The 15,091-nt window shown below is 69.9% G+C and carries 19 protein-coding genes; 8 read left to right on the top strand and 11 right to left on the bottom strand.

What is annotated here, in order from left to right; all coding sequences use genetic code 11:
- Positions 1–2: 2 nt before the first annotated feature.
- Positions 3–395 carry a type II toxin-antitoxin system VapC family toxin gene (locus tag NE236_RS06790; protein ID WP_252840940.1) on the bottom strand — a complete coding sequence of 131 codons (393 nt, stop codon included), beginning with the start codon at positions 393–395 and terminating at the stop codon, positions 3–5.
- A complete protein-coding gene (locus NE236_RS06785; RefSeq protein ID WP_252840939.1) occupies positions 392–676 on the bottom strand; it encodes a type II toxin-antitoxin system Phd/YefM family antitoxin in 285 nt (94 codons plus the stop codon). The genes NE236_RS06790 and NE236_RS06785 overlap by 4 nt, the downstream gene beginning before the upstream one ends.
- 257 nt (positions 677–933) lie before the next feature.
- Here NE236_RS06785 and NE236_RS06780 point away from each other — a divergent pair, with 257 nt between their 5' ends.
- Positions 934–1,428 carry a beta-class carbonic anhydrase gene (locus NE236_RS06780; RefSeq protein WP_252840938.1) on the top strand — a complete coding sequence of 165 codons (495 nt, stop codon included), beginning with the start codon at positions 934–936 and terminating at the stop codon, positions 1,426–1,428.
- Positions 1,429–1,435: 7 nt separating this feature from the next.
- Here NE236_RS06780 and NE236_RS06775 read toward each other — a convergent pair whose 3' ends face one another.
- Both NE236_RS06775 and NE236_RS06770 read right to left on the bottom strand, forming a co-directional pair.
- Positions 1,436–2,248: a LuxR C-terminal-related transcriptional regulator gene (locus NE236_RS06775; protein WP_252840937.1), complete on the bottom strand. Its 813-nt coding sequence runs from the start codon at positions 2,246–2,248 to the stop codon at positions 1,436–1,438.
- A 53-nt stretch (positions 2,249–2,301) separates the two neighbouring features.
- The gene (locus NE236_RS06770) at positions 2,302–3,465 is read right to left on the bottom strand and encodes an ATP-binding protein (RefSeq protein ID WP_252840936.1); all 1,164 of its coding nucleotides are present in this window, start codon (positions 3,463–3,465) and stop codon (positions 2,302–2,304) included.
- Positions 3,466–3,585: 120 nt separating this feature from the next.
- On the opposite strand from NE236_RS06770, the gene NE236_RS06765 reads away from it, so the two are divergent.
- From NE236_RS06765 to NE236_RS06755, 3 genes are all read left to right on the top strand, one after another.
- Complete coding sequence (locus NE236_RS06765) at positions 3,586–4,806, top strand: PspC domain-containing protein (RefSeq protein WP_252840935.1); 1,221 nt, start codon at positions 3,586–3,588, stop codon at positions 4,804–4,806.
- The gene (locus NE236_RS06760) at positions 4,793–4,975 is read left to right on the top strand and encodes a hypothetical protein (RefSeq protein WP_252840934.1); all 183 of its coding nucleotides are present in this window, start codon (positions 4,793–4,795) and stop codon (positions 4,973–4,975) included. Before NE236_RS06765 ends, NE236_RS06760 begins: the two co-directional genes overlap by 14 nt.
- A gap of 335 nt (positions 4,976–5,310) precedes the next feature.
- Positions 5,311–5,730 (top strand): hypothetical protein, encoded by a 420-nt coding sequence (locus NE236_RS06755; RefSeq protein WP_252840933.1) that lies wholly within the window; start codon positions 5,311–5,313, stop codon positions 5,728–5,730.
- Positions 5,731–5,902: 172 nt separating this feature from the next.
- Here NE236_RS06755 and NE236_RS06750 read toward each other — a convergent pair whose 3' ends face one another.
- The 3 genes from NE236_RS06750 to NE236_RS06740 form a co-directional block, all read right to left on the bottom strand.
- The gene (locus tag NE236_RS06750) at positions 5,903–7,390 is read right to left on the bottom strand and encodes an MptA/MptB family glycosyltransferase (RefSeq protein ID WP_252840932.1); all 1,488 of its coding nucleotides are present in this window, start codon (positions 7,388–7,390) and stop codon (positions 5,903–5,905) included.
- 65 nt (positions 7,391–7,455) lie between these two features.
- Positions 7,456–7,860 carry a cupin domain-containing protein gene (locus NE236_RS06745; protein WP_252840931.1) on the bottom strand — a complete coding sequence of 135 codons (405 nt, stop codon included), beginning with the start codon at positions 7,858–7,860 and terminating at the stop codon, positions 7,456–7,458.
- A gap of 773 nt (positions 7,861–8,633) precedes the next feature.
- Positions 8,634–9,272 carry a flavin reductase family protein gene (locus NE236_RS06740; protein ID WP_252840930.1) on the bottom strand — a complete coding sequence of 213 codons (639 nt, stop codon included), beginning with the start codon at positions 9,270–9,272 and terminating at the stop codon, positions 8,634–8,636.
- A 466-nt stretch (positions 9,273–9,738) separates the two neighbouring features.
- Between NE236_RS06740 and NE236_RS06735 the strand changes: the two genes are divergently transcribed.
- Positions 9,739–10,524 (top strand): thioesterase family protein, encoded by a 786-nt coding sequence (locus NE236_RS06735; RefSeq protein WP_252840929.1) that lies wholly within the window; start codon positions 9,739–9,741, stop codon positions 10,522–10,524.
- Between the two features lie 69 nt (positions 10,525–10,593).
- Here the strand turns inward: NE236_RS06735 and NE236_RS44990 are convergent, their stop codons facing one another.
- Positions 10,594–10,686: a DUF397 domain-containing protein gene (locus tag NE236_RS44990; RefSeq protein WP_372494252.1), complete on the bottom strand. Its 93-nt coding sequence runs from the start codon at positions 10,684–10,686 to the stop codon at positions 10,594–10,596.
- Complete coding sequence (locus NE236_RS06730; RefSeq protein WP_252840928.1) at positions 10,674–11,480, bottom strand: helix-turn-helix domain-containing protein; 807 nt, start codon at positions 11,478–11,480, stop codon at positions 10,674–10,676. Before NE236_RS06730 ends, NE236_RS44990 begins: the two co-directional genes overlap by 13 nt.
- A 125-nt stretch (positions 11,481–11,605) precedes the next feature.
- Here NE236_RS06730 and NE236_RS06725 point away from each other — a divergent pair, with 125 nt between their 5' ends.
- Both NE236_RS06725 and NE236_RS06720 read left to right on the top strand, forming a co-directional pair.
- Positions 11,606–11,893, top strand: a complete 288-nt coding sequence (locus NE236_RS06725; RefSeq protein WP_252840927.1) for a hypothetical protein — start codon at positions 11,606–11,608, stop codon at positions 11,891–11,893.
- On the top strand, positions 11,890–12,084 hold the full coding sequence (locus NE236_RS06720; protein WP_252840926.1) for a hypothetical protein: 195 nt from the start codon (positions 11,890–11,892) through the stop codon (positions 12,082–12,084). The genes NE236_RS06725 and NE236_RS06720 overlap by 4 nt, the downstream gene beginning before the upstream one ends.
- 383 nt (positions 12,085–12,467) lie before the next feature.
- Here the strand turns inward: NE236_RS06720 and NE236_RS06715 are convergent, their stop codons facing one another.
- Positions 12,468–12,815, bottom strand: coding sequence for a hypothetical protein (locus NE236_RS06715; protein WP_252840925.1), 348 nt, complete (start codon positions 12,813–12,815; stop codon positions 12,468–12,470).
- 335 nt (positions 12,816–13,150) lie between these two features.
- Here NE236_RS06715 and NE236_RS43340 point away from each other — a divergent pair, with 335 nt between their 5' ends.
- Positions 13,151–13,276: a hypothetical protein gene (locus NE236_RS43340; RefSeq protein ID WP_289849972.1), complete on the top strand. Its 126-nt coding sequence runs from the start codon at positions 13,151–13,153 to the stop codon at positions 13,274–13,276.
- An 82-nt stretch (positions 13,277–13,358) separates the two neighbouring features.
- Here the strand turns inward: NE236_RS43340 and NE236_RS06710 are convergent, their stop codons facing one another.
- A complete protein-coding gene (locus NE236_RS06710) occupies positions 13,359–15,080 on the bottom strand; it encodes a hypothetical protein (protein WP_252840924.1) in 1,722 nt (573 codons plus the stop codon).
- Positions 15,081–15,091 lie beyond the last annotated feature (11 nt).

Genomic DNA, 15,091 nt, shown 5'->3' with positions numbered 1-15,091 from the left:
CGTCACGCGAGCCCAGGCGCCTCGGCCGGCAGCCCGACGGACCGAGCGATCTCCAGCATGCGCTTGTCATAGGTGACCAAGACCTCGAGCGCATCACCGATGATCTGTGCGCTGGCCACGTGGATTGCGTCGAGCGTTCTGATCCCCAGGGGCAGGAGCGCGGCGGCGTCCCGTACCTCATCGGTGACCAGGATCTCCGTGAAATCTCGGGTCAGCTCCTGCATGACGTGCGGGAAGTCGCCGACGCGGTCAAGAGTACGAACCGTCTCGACGAATCCGATGGTGCTTGTCCCCATGGGCACCGCGGGCCGGCCCGACAGGAAATTCCGTAGCTCACGGACGTGCGAGCGGCCGGCGATGAGGGTGATCAGCGCGGAGGCGTCGAGGTAGATCACCGGTCGTCTTCCTCTCGTTCGGCCAGGAGCAGTTCCAGTGGCGACACGTCGGCCGGTGCGGCGTATCGCGGAAGGCGGTCGAGGTCGTTGGTCGTCGTGGACTTCAACCTCAGGAGGCCCCTGGCCACAAGCGTGGAGTACCGCCCGAGGGTGCCGCTGCCCGGGAGTAGGAGAGCGATGACGTTGCCGTGCCGGGTGACCTGGATGGTTTCACCCTGCTCGACGCGAGCGAAGATCGCGCTGGGGTTGTAAGAGAATTCTCGGACCGAAACGGTGCTCATCACTCCCCCTTGATGTACCTACATCAACTTGATTGTACCTACGTACGCAGTAGAGCGCAGTAGTCATGCGATCACAAAGGGTGCCCTGTCGGCGCCGGTGCCCGGCCACTCCTTCCACGCCTCCGACGTCGTCGTACGCGTGCCGGTCACCGACTGAGCCGGCCGGCGCGGTGTCGCATGTGGACAGTGGGCGGTAAATTCAGGAAACGTGCTTCGTGATGGAATGTGGCGAGCGATATGAACCGAGGAGTGATCATATGTCCGTCACCGACGCACTCTTGGCGAATGCCCGGCGCTACCCCGACCACTTCGCGACCGGCGGTCTGTCGGCGGCGCCGGAACGGCACCTGACCGTCGTGGCGTGCATGGACGCCCGGCTCGACCTGTTCAGCATGCTCGGCTTGGAGATCGGTGACGCGCACATCGTCCGGAACGCGGGCGGCGTGGTCACCGCCGACGTGATCCGTTCGGTGGCGATCAGTCAGCGATCGCTCGGCACCAGGGAGATCATGCTGATCCACCACACCGGGTGCGGCCTGCTCAACATCACCGATGAGGAGTTCCGCGCGCAGCTCAAGGCCGACACCGGCATCGAGCCCGACTGGGCGGTCGAGGCGTTCACCGACCTGGACGAGGACGTGCGCGAGTCAATCGCGCGGATCACGTCCGACCCGTTCATCCCGCACAAGGACTCCGTCCGCGGCTTCGTCTTCGACGTCAAGAGCGGCGAGCTCCGCGAGGTCGCCCCTTAGGGCCTGGTCAGACGAGGCGGCGGGCGGCGGCCCAGCGGGACAGTTCGTGGCGGTTCGACAGCTGGAGCTTGCGCAGGACCGACGACACGTGGGTCTCGACGGTCTTGACCGAGATGAACAGCTCCTTGGCGATCTCCTTGTACGCGTAGCCCCGGGCGATCAGCCGGAGCACCTCGCGTTCGCGCTGGGTGAGCTGGTCCAGCTCAGGATCGATGGGCGGCGCGTCGGTCGCGGCGAAGGCGTCGAGCACGAACCCCGCGAGCCGGGGTGAGAAGACGGCGTCACCCTCGGCCACCCGGCCGATCGCGCTGGTCAGCTCCGGGCCCGAGATCGTCTTGGTGACGTAGCCGCGGGCACCGCCGCGGATGACGCCGATGACGTCCTCGGCCGCGTCGGACACCGACAGCGCGAGGAACCGCGTCTCCGGTGCGCCGCCGCCCCGGCCCTCGGCCGCGTCGTTCCGCCCGGAGGCCGCACGGTCGCCGCTCCTCGCGGGCACGGCCTCCGCCCGGGCGCCGCTCGGCGCCGATCCCGTGGCGGTCCGCGCCGGAGCGGCCCCCGTACGGTCGGCGGCGCGCGCGGGCGGCTCACCGCCGCGCGGCCGGGCCGCGCCGCCGAGCACCCGGCGGAGCACCTCGACGCCACCGCCGCCGGGCAGGTGGACATCGAGCAGCACGACGTCGGGCCGGGTCGCCGTGATCACCGCGACGGCCTCGTCGACGTCGCCCGCCTCGCCGACGATCTCCACCGAGTCGCCGAGCTCCGCCTTCACGCCGGTGCGGAACATCTGGTGGTCATCGACCAGCACCACACGGGTCATCGTTTCAACTCCAGTCTCACTCCTCATGTGCGTTTCAACTCCAGTCTCACTCCTCATATGCGTTTCAGCTCCAGTCTCACTTCGGTGCCCTCGCCCGGAGCCGTACGGATCTCGGCTTTGCCGCCGTTGCGCTCCATCCGTCCGATGATGGACTGCCGGAGGCCCATGCGGTCCGCCGGGACGGCGTCGAGGTCGAATCCCCGTCCCCGGTCCCGTACGAAGATCATCACATCGTCTCCGTCCACCTCGGCGTAGACCGAGACGGAGGGCGGCTCGTTCTCGCTCCCCGCGTACTTCGCGGCGTTGACCATGGCCTCCCGCGCGGCCTGCAGCATCGCGCCGAGCCGCTCGTCCAGCGGGCAGTCGCCGACGCACACGACCTCGATGGGCACGCCGTGACGGTCCTCCACCTCGGCGGAGACCTTTCGTACGGCGGCGGCGAGCGCCTGCTCGGCGTCGGCCTTCGGCTGGTACAGCCACGCACGAAGGTCGCGTTCCTGGGCGCGTGCCAGCCGCTGGACCTCTTTCGGGTCGTGCGCGTTGCGCTGGATCAGCGTGAGCGTGTGCAGCACCGAGTCGTGTACGTGTGCGGCCACTTCGGCCCTCTCTTGTGATCGGATCCGCTCCCGGCGCTCGTCGTCGAGGTCGTGCCACATGCGCAGCAGCCAGGGCGTCACGATGACGCCGACCCCGGCGAGGACGATGGTCGAGCCCAGCAGCACCTGCCCGACGTGCGCGATGTTCTGGATGAGGAACGCGGCCAGTCCCGCGATGACGAGGGCGGCGCCGACGACGCTGCGGATCCACAGGGAGCGGGTGTTGCGGACCCAGCGCCGCCGGCGTTCGGGATCGGCCTGCTGCCAGATGAGGCCGACGCCGACGCCGCCGGCCACCACGGGCCACAGGGCCTGGCGTTCCGTGGCCGAGCTCAGGGTGAACGCGGACAGCGCGCAGACGAGCACGCCGTACGCGAGCATCTGTGGCCAGTCGCGGCGCGCCCGGGTCTCGATCCGCTGGGGGACGAGCAGCCACAGCGCCACGTAGGCGATGACGCCCACGCCGGCCGCGACGAGCACCGTGAACGCCACGCGGACGACAACGAGGTCGATCCCCAGGTGTTCGGCCAGGCCACGGCAGACGCCACCGACGATCCGTCCGTCGGCGCGTCGTTCGAGGCGCGGGGGGCCATCGCCGTCCTCACCGGGGTTTTCGGGCACACGCCGATCGTCACACGTTCCGTGCCGGATCGCATCGGGGCCGTCCCCTGAGCATTCCTCAGGGACGGGTCAGGGGTCTCCCGGATGGTGGCCGGGGACGCGATTCGCGACGATGTCCCCATGACGGAGGACAGCGGCGCGCCGCCGCGGCGGCTGACCCGCTCGCAGGAGGGCCGGCTCATCACGGGGGTGTGTGCCGGACTGGCGCGCTACACGCGGATCGACCCGGTGGTCTTTCGCCTCGGGTTCGCGCTGCTCGTCCTCACCACGGGGGTCGGCGTCCTGCTGTACATCGGCGCGTTCCTGCTCATGGCCGCGCCCGACGGCGGTCCTTCGAAGATCGAGCGGCTCGGCCATCGGCTGTTCGACGGCGACACCGCGCTGGCGCTGCTCGGCGCGGCGCTGGGCGCGGGCACGCTGCTCGGCACCGTGGGCGACTGGGGTTCGCCGAACGCGCTCGCGGCGGTCGTCGTGTTCGTGCTCGTGCTGTTCGCCGCCCGTTCCCGCGGTGTCGACCTCGTGGGGCTCGCCCGCGGCCTGCCGGAGCGGGCCAAGGGCCGGCCCCTGTCGTCGTGGACTCCCCCTGCGGCCCCCGCGCCGCCGCCCTATCGGGCACCCGACGGTATGATCGATCTTGCTCGTCTGGCGCGCACGGAACCGCTCGAAGCGGAACCGCCTCCCCCCTCGCCGCCGACGCCTTCGCCGATCGTCACACCCCGGCGCAGGTCGTACCTGACGGTGTGCACCCTGGTGACCGCGGTCCTGGTGGCGAGCGTGCTGTACGCCGCCGGTGACCGGCGACCGGACCTCGGCCGCCTCCAGATCATCATCGCCGGCGCACTCGTCGTGGTCGCGGCCGGCCTCTTCGTCGGCTCCTGGTTCGGCCGGGACCGCAAGCTGATCACCGTTGGAGCGATCATGTCTCTCGCCCTCGCATCGACCTCGATCGCCGGGGACCCGGCCATCGCGCGCCGGACGCACGCCACGGCCTGGCGGCCCGCCGACGTGTCCCAGGCCGAGCAGTCGCACAAGGTCCTCATCGGCGAGGGCACCGTCGACCTGACCTCGGTGCCACTCGTTCCCGGGCAGCGCCTGCGCGTCACCGCGACCGTGAGGCTGGGGGTGCTCACGGTCAGGCTGCCCGCGACGGCACGGGTCGAACTGGACGCCCAGGCGTTCCTCGGCGACATCACCGTGGACCGTCAGATCACCAGCGGCCCGCGTGCCCGCGTGAACCGCGTCCTCGACCCGGAGGTGCCTCCGGCGGGCGCGGCTCCGGTCATCGCGCTGCGCCTGCGCAGCACGGTCGGCGACATGGAGGTCGCCCGTGTTCCGGCATAGGTTCGACCCGTCGTCGCTGGTGGCGGCGGTCGTCTTCCTCGGGATCGCCTGGGGCTACCTCGCCGGGGGATGGTCAGCCGCCCCATCGGTGGTCCGGGGCGTGCTCGGGGCCCTCGTGGTCGTCGCCGTGCTGCGCCGGGTGTTCCGTTCCCGGCACCGCGACCTGTGAGCGACGCCCGCCGCGTACGACGCGAGTCCCGGCCGGGGCGACTCGGCGAATGGACGCGTACTCCGGCTGCGCGGATCGGTGCTCCCGGCGTGCGGAAGGCCTCGGCCGGATGGGTCTCCAGGCCCATCGGCGATTGAGGCCGCAGCCTCTTTCCCGCGCGCCGTGGAACGCGGGAAGGTGGCCGCCCCCTGCCCGAAGGAACATCGAATGAATCTCGCCAAGCGAATCGGAGTGACGGGTGCGACGGCGGCCATGCTGCTGGGCGGCCTCGCGACGGTCTCCCCGCGGCCGGCGCCTGGACGCCGTGCGGCACCGCCAAGTCGAAGACCATCCCGGTGCCGAAGGGCCCCGACCCCCTCTGGGTGAACGCGGAGACGTGCATCGACGTGGACGGCGACGGTGCCCACCTCACCGGGGAGATGAGCGGGTACCTCCTGCTGTGCAACGTGAAGAGCGGCACGAAGTGCAACAGTCGCAACAGGACCCGCAGCGCGCCGGCGAAGGTGGTCATCGGAGTCTTCGTCAACTGGAATGGCGGCGGCACGAAGCACGAGTGCGACATCACCAAAGCGGTCCGCGCGCAGATCACTCGTCACCGTGACTACGTCGAGTACCACTGCAAGCTGACCCTGAAGCCCGTGAAGAAGCGCAGGTACTGGGGTCATGGTCACATCGGCCACGACGTCGCGGGCGACGGCAAGGGGTCGTACTGGATCTTCACCGGCCAGACCGCCTACTACACCCCCCGCCCGTAGAGCATCGCCGCGCGCCGTGGCACGCCCGGCGCCCGCCCGGGACACTCGGCGCGGAACGCTGTGGCACGCCTTGCCATGGTGGCGAGACCCGGGGCGGACTGCCCTGGGTCTCCGGCGTCTTTCGAGCCGGCGGGACACCGGCCGGCCGCCGAGGGAGGGCGCGCCGGGTGGCTCAGGCGGCCGGGGCGGGAGACGATGCGGACGAGGGCGGCCCGGGCGACGAGATCGGTGCGGGCTTGCCGGGCGTCCCCGCGAGGGCGGGCGGGTCGGCGGCGGTGCGCCGGGTCCCGCGCCACACGACGAGGACGAACACGGCGAGCCAGATCAGGTTGGCCCAGCGCACACCGAGGTGCTGGTACCCGTTCACACGCACGCCGGGGAGGGTGAACACCCCGAGCATGACGCCGCGGACGATGACCGTCCAGTCCATCCGGCGGTACGGCAGCAGGGCCAGCATCGGCAGCAGCATGGCGTCGTACCAGGGGTACTGCAGCGGCGAGACCAGCGTGGTGCCGAACGCCAGCACGGCCACGGGCAGCACGTCGAGCGGCAGCCGCTGCGTCTCCGGGGACGGCCGCCGCCACAGCGCGAAGGGCAGGCCCGACCGCCACCACAGGAACGCCGTCAGCGCGACCGCGAGCGCGGCCATCCACACCATGTACAGGCCGTGGTGGGTCAGGATGAACTGCGGGACCGGCAGGTACCGGTCCTTCTTCCGGCCGAGCCGGGCATTGAGCGAGTGGAGCGCCGCCGGCCCGGCCAGCAGGTAGCCGCCACCGGCGACCAGGAGGAGACCGACCACGGTCGCCACCGCGCGCCGGTACCTCGCCGGGGACAGCCAGGCGGCGATCACCAGCCCCGCGGCGGGGAAGAGGAACGACGCCTTCACGGCGACCGCCGCCCCGCCGAGCAGCCCGCCCGCGAACGCCGAGCGCCGCGCCGCGTACAGCGCGGCGACGAGGAAGAACACCGCGAAGGCGTCCGCGTGGCCGCTGCCGACCATCCAGAACAGGATGAGCGGGTTGGCCGTCCACAGCAGGCACGCACGGAGCCGGCGGACCGGGTCGGGGCCGGTCATCCGGTCGAGGATGATCCCGGTCCCGATGAACGCCGCCGCGTTGGCCCACTTGAGGACGAAGATGATCCGCGCCATCGAGTTGCCGCCGAGGTGCGCGGCGAACCACTGGATGGCCGTCATGACCGGCCCGTACACGGTGGGGACCCGCTGCCAGCCGCTCGGCAGCAGCAGGCCGACCGGGTCACCGGTGTGGGCGAGCCGCAGCGGCGTCGTGACGTACGGGTCCCGGCCCAGGTCGGTGATCCGCCCGTAGATGGCGTAGTTCATCATGTCGACGGAGCCGGTGGGCGGGAGCAGCGCGTAGACGCAGGCGACGACCGCCCCGGCGACGAGCAGCCGGCGCGGGCTCACCCACGCGCCCCCGCGCAGGGCGTACAGCCCGGACAGCACTCCGGCTCCGGCGCTCACCGCCGCGATCCACGTCAGGGTCGTGACCGTCGCCGAGGACGGGGATCCCCCGAACGTCAGGAACGGCCAGGTCGGTCCGAAGTACGGCACGGCCGCCGAGGTGCCGAGCACCATCGCCGCGCCCATCGCGACGATGCTCACCCCCAGCATCACCCAGGAAAGGACGCGGGACATGGAACATGACGTTAAGGCCGGAATATCGGGGTTGCAGCGGGTCGGACGCGGTGTTCACCGAACGCTCATCTGACGGTCGCGTGCAGGCTGAGCGCGTACGCCGGGCCCGGGTTCACCAGCTCACGGGGGTGCCCGCCGCCGTACACGCGGATGCGGTTCGCCCGCAGCGCGCGCTCCGCGACACCCTGGTCGGTGATCGTCCGTTCGGACAGCTCCCCGGCGAGAACCGCGAGCACATCGGCGGCGGGAGCGGCGCGATGCCCGGGAGGCCACGCGGACAGCCAGATCGCCTGCTCGCCCGGCAGCCGTACGGGCACGCCGTCGAAGCGGGCGAGGTCCCACCAGTCGCCGGGGCGTGCGGCGAGCTCACGGACGAGCCCGGCCAGGCGGCCGATCGTGACGGTCGGACCGGCGGAGTACGGGCTGTCGTCGCCCTGCATGGTCAGATCCGGGATGACGGAGAGATTCACCGAGAAGTCCTTCGTGGCGCGGCGCATGCCGCAGGCTGACAGTCGGTCTGAGCGGGGTCAGCGACAACAACACGAAGGGCACAGCGCGGCGACCGCGTGGCGAGAGGCCACGAGGGCGGTCGGGATCCGGCGCGCTGGCATGGAATCCAGTGTGCAGGCGCCCGGCACGCGCCGTCAACCGCACGCGCCGTCCCGAACACCGAACGGCGAACGCGCGCGGCGAACAGACGCCGGACGGCGACGGACCCCCGACCGTGACGGACCCCCGACCGTGACGGACCCCCGACCGTGACGGACCCCCGACCGTGACGGGCCCCGGACGGTGACGGACCCCGGACGGTTTCGGCGGCGGCGCGGGCGGCGTGGGGCAACGCATCTGAGTGCTTGCCGTCGCTGTTGACGTCCCAACCCGGGCGATTCGGTCACCTGCACGTCCACGGCGGCGGCAAAGAGTCAACGACGACGCCTTTGTCGGTCGAGGGCCCGTGGCTCGAAGCTTCCGCCCACCTGCGGTGACCGGTGCCGCACCGGGGCGAGACGGTCGCGGTGGCCGCGCCGCCGCCGCCTCGTCGGACACGCGAGGTGCGGCGGAAGGAACTCGACTGCGCCGGACGGCGGAGGCGCAGGTCGACGCCGCGCCGCACTTCCCCCATCCCGCTCTGGCCGAGAGGCCCAGCCGGTCCGGTGCTCCCGCGCGGCCGTTGACTTTGGGACTATCGCCCTTTGGAAGGCCCTGCGAACGGCGATAATCCCAAAGTCAACGCTGCCGCCGCTCAGCCGAGGGCGCGCTCGGACCGGTGGGGCATGTTCCAGCCCTCGGCGAGCCGCGACGGGTGGATGTTCTCCCCGCCGCCGAAGAACTCGCAGAACTTCATGATCAGCGGATCCCACCGCAGCGGGTCGACGTAGTGCGTCCCCGGGATGATCAGCTCTTCCTCGATGTGGCTGCGGACGACCCTCACGTGGAACGCCGTCGCATTGAGATCCGGACCCTCGAACGGGTGGATCGCCTCGACCACGCACTCCAGCTGGATCGGGCACTCGGCGACGCGCGGTGCCAGCACCAGATCGGCGGGCTGCTCGGTCAGCTCCGCCACCCCGAACTTGTCCCGCTCATGGCGGTAACCCTGCCGTCGCTTGTATTCCGGGACCTCGGGCTTCCCGGTGAGCAGCGCGAGCCGGTCGACCGCGTCGACCATCACCGAGGACGCGAGGTTCAGCACGCACTCACGCTCACGCCGGAGATTCGCCGTCGTCTGTCCGCTGTTGCCGAGACCCAGCATGCAGCGGTCACCCAGCCACCACGCGGACGACATCGGCGCGAGATTGGCGGAGCCGTCCTCGTTCCGTGAGCCGATCAGGACCACCGGAGTCCCGAAGTAGAGCACCTTCAGCTCGGCGACCTTGTGCATGCTCCCCGTCCTCGATCTTCGCGGCATCGACCGAGGATGACCTTGCCGCACGGCGCCGCCGACCGCTGGCGGAAAAGCGACCTCAGGTTTCCCACCGGACGCGCCGACCCGCCGGCGAGCGGAATGCTCGGCAATCGCAGGGCGAGGCCGGGACACAGCGCCCAGGATCATTTCGCGGATCGTTCCTTCACCGAGCGTTCCGTCTGCTTCCGCGACGAATCGCGCCCCAGCGCGCGACCGGCCGCCCATCGAGGGAGCGCACCCCCGGTGGTGCGGCTGAACGGCCTCGCCGGCGCGTGCGGAAGGCTCGGCAACCGCACCGACAAACCGGGACGGATCACCTCAAGACGCCATGCGAATCGGCGTTTTGCCGAGCGTTACGCTCACCTCGAGACGACCCGCCACACCGAAGGCGAGGGATGTCGGGGGTTCGGCACGACGCAGTCCCCTGCCCGAGGAGCGTTCCATGAGCGATCAGCCCGAGGCCTTCTACCTGCCTGCCGACGACGACGTCTATGAGCCGACGCGCGCCACCGAAAGCCCCTGGGACCGCGACGCGCAGCATGGCGGGCCCCCCACCGCGCTGCTGGCTCACACCATCGATGCCACGGTCGCGCCCGGCATGCGGATGGCCCGGATCTCGGTGGACTTCCTCGCCCCCATCCCGCGCCGCCGCGCCCGCATCGAGGTCACCCCGCTGCGGCCCGGCCGGCAGGTCCGCCTCACCGAGGCACACATGATCGTCGACGGGCGGGTGGCGGTCACCGCCCGCGCCTGGCACATCGCGACGGGGCCGACTCCTCCCGCACAGACCGAGCAGGTCGCACCGCCTCCGCTGCCGCCGGCCCGGGCCGAGCAGGACTACTTCCACGGCCTGACCGACTGGGGCTACGGGCAGGCCATCGAATGGCGCTACACGCAGGGCGGCTACGACACCCTCGGCCGGGCGCAGGCCTGGACCCGCGTCCGCCTCCCGTTGATCGCGGGACAGAAGCTGACCGGCCTGGCCCGCACGCTGATCGTCGCCGACTCCGCCAACGGCCTGTCGGCGACTCTTCCTCTCCAGCAGTGGCTGTCCATCCCGCCCACAATGACGACCACCCTGCTGCGCCACCCGGATGGCGACTGGGTGCACCTGGACTGCCGCACCGACCTGTCCGACGACGGCCTCGGCCTCACCCACGCCACCCTGTCGGACCCCGACGGCCAACTCGGAACCGTCGCCCAGCCCCTCCTCGTCCGCCGGCGCTGAACCTGCGACACAAAGAGTCCCCCGCCCTTGGCTCCGGTAAGCAAGGACGGGGGACGTCAGGGGGGTTTACTACTCGCTGCTCTTCTCGGCAACGGCGACCTCGACGCAAGCGCCACCGTTGTTACTGCTTCGCGTCGACTTGCGCCAGCTCAGGTTACCCATTCGTGTGCTGCCTTCGTGATGAGCTCGATCGATGCGTCTTCATGCAGCGCCTTGGCGCTCAGCATCTGCCAGAGTCGCCGGATCGCCGCGACGTCTTCCGGTTTTTCTACCACTTCCCCGCGGAGCGCATTGTCCACATACGCGACCTCGGCGCCGTTGATACTCGCGAGAACGATCGGTCCGGCGAATCCAGCGTGCGCCCCGACCTCGAAGGGGATCACCTGAATGATGACCTCGTCTCGTTCCGAGAGCTCGACCAGCCGAATTAATTGATCACGCATCGTCTTCGGACTGCCTACCGGCCGCCTGATCACCGCCTCGTCGAGTACGGCGTGGTAGAGCGGGGGATCTTCGCGCGTCAGAGCCTTCTGCCTTGCCAGCCGTGTACTCACCTGCCCCTCAAGATCAAGGGGAGACGGCTTCCCGAGGCGGAGCACCGCACGCGCGTACTCCTCCGTCTGCAGGAGTCCGGGAATGACCGTCGACTCGTACCAGAGCAACGTCGTGGCTTCGCATTCCACTCTGGTCCACTTGTCGAGCCACTCCGGTGCGACCTCCCTACTGACCAGATCATCGAGTATACGCAGGATTACATCCGGTAGGCCCAAAATGCCCGTTAGGTGAGGAATATATTCCGTTTTCGGGATAAGACGTCCGGTTTCCCAGGATGCGACGAGGGATTCGGATACCGGGAAGGTCTTCGCCAGTTCGGCACGGGTGAGCTGCTTGGATTCGCGGGCGTGGCGGATCTCCCTGCCGACGAACTGCCGCGCCGTCATGTGGTTTCCCGACATTGGCCGTACACCTTCCGTACAAACGCGGGACGTGCCTCTTGTCTCCTCGTGCTCCACGCGTTGGGGGCTCCCAGCGTACGACTTCTCAGTCAATCTGTGGAGTCGAACGACAACAGGGAGTCACAATGACCATCAACACCGCCGAAGACGTTCACGAACTCGCCGGAAAACTCACCATCGCCTGCCAGCAGGCCGGGCTGGACGCCCAGCAGCAGGGACCGACACGGGTCTACGTTCACGCTCCGGGGACCAGCAATCACCTCGCCGAGATCGTCACGGCGAAACCGGACCACAACGAAAGGCTCTGCTGGTGGTGGTCCTGGGACAAGCCGATCTGCGGCGCGGAAGAGATCGAAAAGGCCGTGGAGCTGATCAAGAAGGTCGTCTCCGTTCCACTCCCACCTCGGAAATGACCTCGCCGGACGAGCTCATGCGCTCGGTCAACGAATTCCTCGCGACCCTGGACTCGATCGGTTCGCAGGGAGTGTCCCAGGCCGTCGAGCTGACGCAGCTCGACCGGCTCGTACGGCGGTATCCCGAGGCCGCGCGCAAGAGCATCGAGCTCTACGACCGGCAGTTCCGCCCCGACCGGGCGGAGCCCTAGATGTGCCGCGTCCCCCGGCAGTGGCCACACGAATCGGCCGGGGGCCGCGACGCCCTCTCGCGGTTGGCGCCGGGTGAGCGGACGGCAGGCGTACCGAACGCTCGGCAACCGTTGCGATAGGCACCGACAAAACACGTCAGACCGCCGGACACGCCGACCCTTCGCCGAGCATTTCGCTCGGCCGACCGCCGCAGCGTGATCGTCCGAGGTGACCACGGGCGGTGCGGAGGTCCGTCCGCACACAAATGCGAGTCGACGATCACAGGTTCCTGGGCGAATGGAAGATCGATAGGTCGTTTGTGTGCAGGCGGGACCACGTGCTGCGGCCAGGAGCGCCTACGCCTCTCCAGTCAGCCCCGGGACCCGCGTACGACCGGGACGGCCTACGCCTCTGCCTTCCCGTCCCGGCATGGCGGGCCACCGTCGGCCGACGCGGCTGCGGCGGCCGGTGCCCCTTCGGCGGGGTCGCGGCGGGTGAAGGCGAGAGCGGCGGCGACGCAGGCGGCGGGGACCGCGGGGATGACGTAGCGGTAGTCGAACTCGGCGGTGGTCGGGGGCACGACGATGGCGGCGACCGCCACGGTCCAGGGCAGCAGCGCCTCCCACCGCCGGCGCACCAGCGCGCCCAGCCCCACGAGGAGGATCAGGCCGAACACCGTGCCACGCAGGAAGAAGTAGCAAGAGCTTCCACCCTTACGGGCGATGCGCACCGCGATCCAGCCCGCATCCACCGGGTTTGAGCTGACGGAGGTCTTGAGGGGCTTTACACCGCTGGTTCTTCGCGTCCACCTTCCCGTCTCGTTTGCCGGACCCGCGCCGTCCCCGCGGGTCTCACACCCGCACACGAATCACAGCGCCTCACGGCGCAAACCGTTGACCGTACAGTCCCGGTCTGGGTGTGTGCGGCGACGACTTGCATGCGATCCGGTTCCGTCTTGCGGACCATCATTACTTGCCGGATCTCCGCAGCGTTGGACAGTCCTACTCGGTTTCGGCCATCAGAGACCGGACCGTCCCCGCCATTCGTGGCAGGGACAAAAACTAGGCGAACCGAAAAGGGGCAAAAATGTCCAGTAACGAGCCCTCCACCAGCGGCGAGGACAGGACCCTCGAGGCCTCCTACAACGTAGGCGGCAACCTGGTCGAGATCTTCACCGAGGAGATCCCCGACGAGGACGAGCAGCCCAGCTAGCCAAGTCACTGGCCCCCGGCGCGCGCTGCGTGTCGGGGGCCAGGTAGTCGCCCGAGCCGTTGCCATGTTGGCCCGCGCGCGTCTAGACCGACAGCGCCAAGGATGCGATCACCAAGGTCCAGACCGACGTGCACCAGCAGACGGGGGCGCTCGTTACGCCCACGTCACGGGTGTCACGGCCGGCCTGAAGGTGGGCGACTACGAGATGCGCTACGAGCTCCACTGACCTGCACTCGTCGCATAGTGGACCCGTCTGACCCGGCTCATGCCGCCTCCGCCGCCGGGGCATCCTTGGTTGGATGCCGAGCGATGGCCGAGTCGTTCGACCACCGCCGACTCTGGTCGGCACATCACACCACGAGGACCCGTCGCTCCGGTTGGCGTCATCCGTGTCGCCGTCTCGCCGGGTGAGGGCGAGGGCGGCGGCGATGCAGGCGGCGGGGACCGCGGGGATGACGTAGCGGTAGTCGAACTCGGCGGTGGTCGGCGGCACGACGATGGCGGCGACCGCCACGGTCCAGGGCAGCAGCGCCTCCCACCGCCGGCGCAGCAGCGCGCCCAGCCCCACGAGGAGGATCAGGCCGAACATCGTGCCGCGCAGGAAGAAGTAGCGCTGGTAGGCCCGCATGATCCCGGCGTACGGCCGGACGACCTTCGTATTCAGGTGTCCCGGGTCGTACGGCCGCATCCTCGCCACCGCGACGGGCGGCGGCTGCGGCGGGTGGACCTGGAAGAGGTAGTAGCCGTAGGTGGTGGGCTCCGGGAACGGCGGGTGGTGCCAGCGGAACGTCCGCAGCAGGTCGGAGGCCACCGTCTCGGCGTAGTCGCCCGGCTGGGCGATGATCGCCCGCTTGGCGAAGTCGCCCGCCCGGCCCTCGATGTCGGGCGTGAACTTGCGCGCGCCGAGCCGGTGGAACGGCGAGGTCCGGCCCCAGATGTAGAACTGCGACCGCCCGCGCTTCGCCGGAGGCGTGTCGATGCACAGCGGCAGCTCGTCGACCGGTGGCTTGATCTTCCGGCAGTCGGCGAACGGGATGGTCCTGCTGTAGAGGAAGATCCCTGTGCTGTACGTGAGCCCGAACTGGTGCGTACGCGAGGAGAACCACCCGGCGTACAGCACGACGGGCAGCAGCCCGGCCACCAGTCCGGCGGCGATGGCGCGCAGACCGGCCCGGCGTACGGCCAGCCAGGCCAGGACCAGGACGAGCACCGGGAGTCCCACCGAGCGGGTGACCGCGGCGAGACCGACGAGCAGGCAGACGGCGGCCGTCCGCCGGGTGCTCGGCGCCCTCCGCCACAGGGCGAGGGTCACCGCCAGCGTCACCAGGAAGGTGAACAGCGAGTCGGACAGGATGAGGTGTTCGAGCTGGATGCCGAAGGCGTCGAACAGCGCGGGGACCGCCGCGGCGGACGCCGCCCAGGCGGGCAGCCCGAAGCGGTGGCGCAGCAGCGCGTACACCATGACGCCGACCGCGACGCCCATCGCGTGCTGCACGAGCACGACGAGGGTCAGGCTGTGGAACGGGGACAGCAGCCAGAGGAAGAGGGAGTAGCCGCTGGGGCGGATGAGGTTGGGCGTGAGGGATACCGCCCCGCTGACGTAGTCGTAGGAGTCGGGGAACCACAGCGCGCCGCGATAGCCGAGCATCGTGATCAGGCGCAGCGCCACCGCGGGGACTAGGACGGCGAGGAAGACGCGGTGCCGGCGGGCGAACCCCAGGCCACGGCTCAGGCGGCCGGGTCCGTCCCCGTCCACCACCACCGGGCCCGGATCATCGGCGACCCGCTCCTCGACACTGGTCAAAATCCCTCCCC

It is taken from the genome of Actinoallomurus purpureus, assembly GCF_024055795.1.
In the GTDB taxonomy this organism is placed as follows: domain Bacteria; phylum Actinomycetota; class Actinomycetes; order Streptosporangiales; family Streptosporangiaceae; genus Actinoallomurus; species Actinoallomurus purpureus.
This window is presented reverse-complemented; position numbering and strand designations above follow the sequence as displayed.

Bases quoted from the DNA above. Each gene is read 5' to 3' on its own strand.
- NE236_RS06785 (WP_252840939.1), bottom strand. From the start codon at position 676: ATGAGCACCGTTTCGGTCCGAGAATTCTCTTACAACCCCAGCGCGATC.
- NE236_RS06780 (WP_252840938.1), top strand. From the start codon at position 934: ATGTCCGTCACCGACGCACTCTTGGCGAATGCCCGGCGCTACCCCGAC.
- NE236_RS06775 (WP_252840937.1), bottom strand. From the start codon at position 2,248: ATGACCCGTGTGGTGCTGGTCGATGACCACCAGATGTTCCGCACCGGC.
- NE236_RS06765 (WP_252840935.1), top strand. From the start codon at position 3,586: ATGACGGAGGACAGCGGCGCGCCGCCGCGGCGGCTGACCCGCTCGCAG.
- NE236_RS06750 (WP_252840932.1), bottom strand. From the start codon at position 7,390: ATGTCCCGCGTCCTTTCCTGGGTGATGCTGGGGGTGAGCATCGTCGCG.
- NE236_RS06740 (WP_252840930.1), bottom strand. From the start codon at position 9,272: ATGCACAAGGTCGCCGAGCTGAAGGTGCTCTACTTCGGGACTCCGGTG.
- NE236_RS06735 (WP_252840929.1), top strand. From the start codon at position 9,739: ATGAGCGATCAGCCCGAGGCCTTCTACCTGCCTGCCGACGACGACGTC.
- NE236_RS44990 (WP_372494252.1), bottom strand. From the start codon at position 10,686: ATGGGTAACCTGAGCTGGCGCAAGTCGACGCGAAGCAGTAACAACGGT.
- NE236_RS06730 (WP_252840928.1), bottom strand. From the start codon at position 11,480: ATGTCGGGAAACCACATGACGGCGCGGCAGTTCGTCGGCAGGGAGATC.
- NE236_RS06725 (WP_252840927.1), top strand. From the start codon at position 11,606: ATGACCATCAACACCGCCGAAGACGTTCACGAACTCGCCGGAAAACTC.
- NE236_RS06720 (WP_252840926.1), top strand. From the start codon at position 11,890: ATGACCTCGCCGGACGAGCTCATGCGCTCGGTCAACGAATTCCTCGCG.
- NE236_RS43340 (WP_289849972.1), top strand. From the start codon at position 13,151: ATGTCCAGTAACGAGCCCTCCACCAGCGGCGAGGACAGGACCCTCGAG.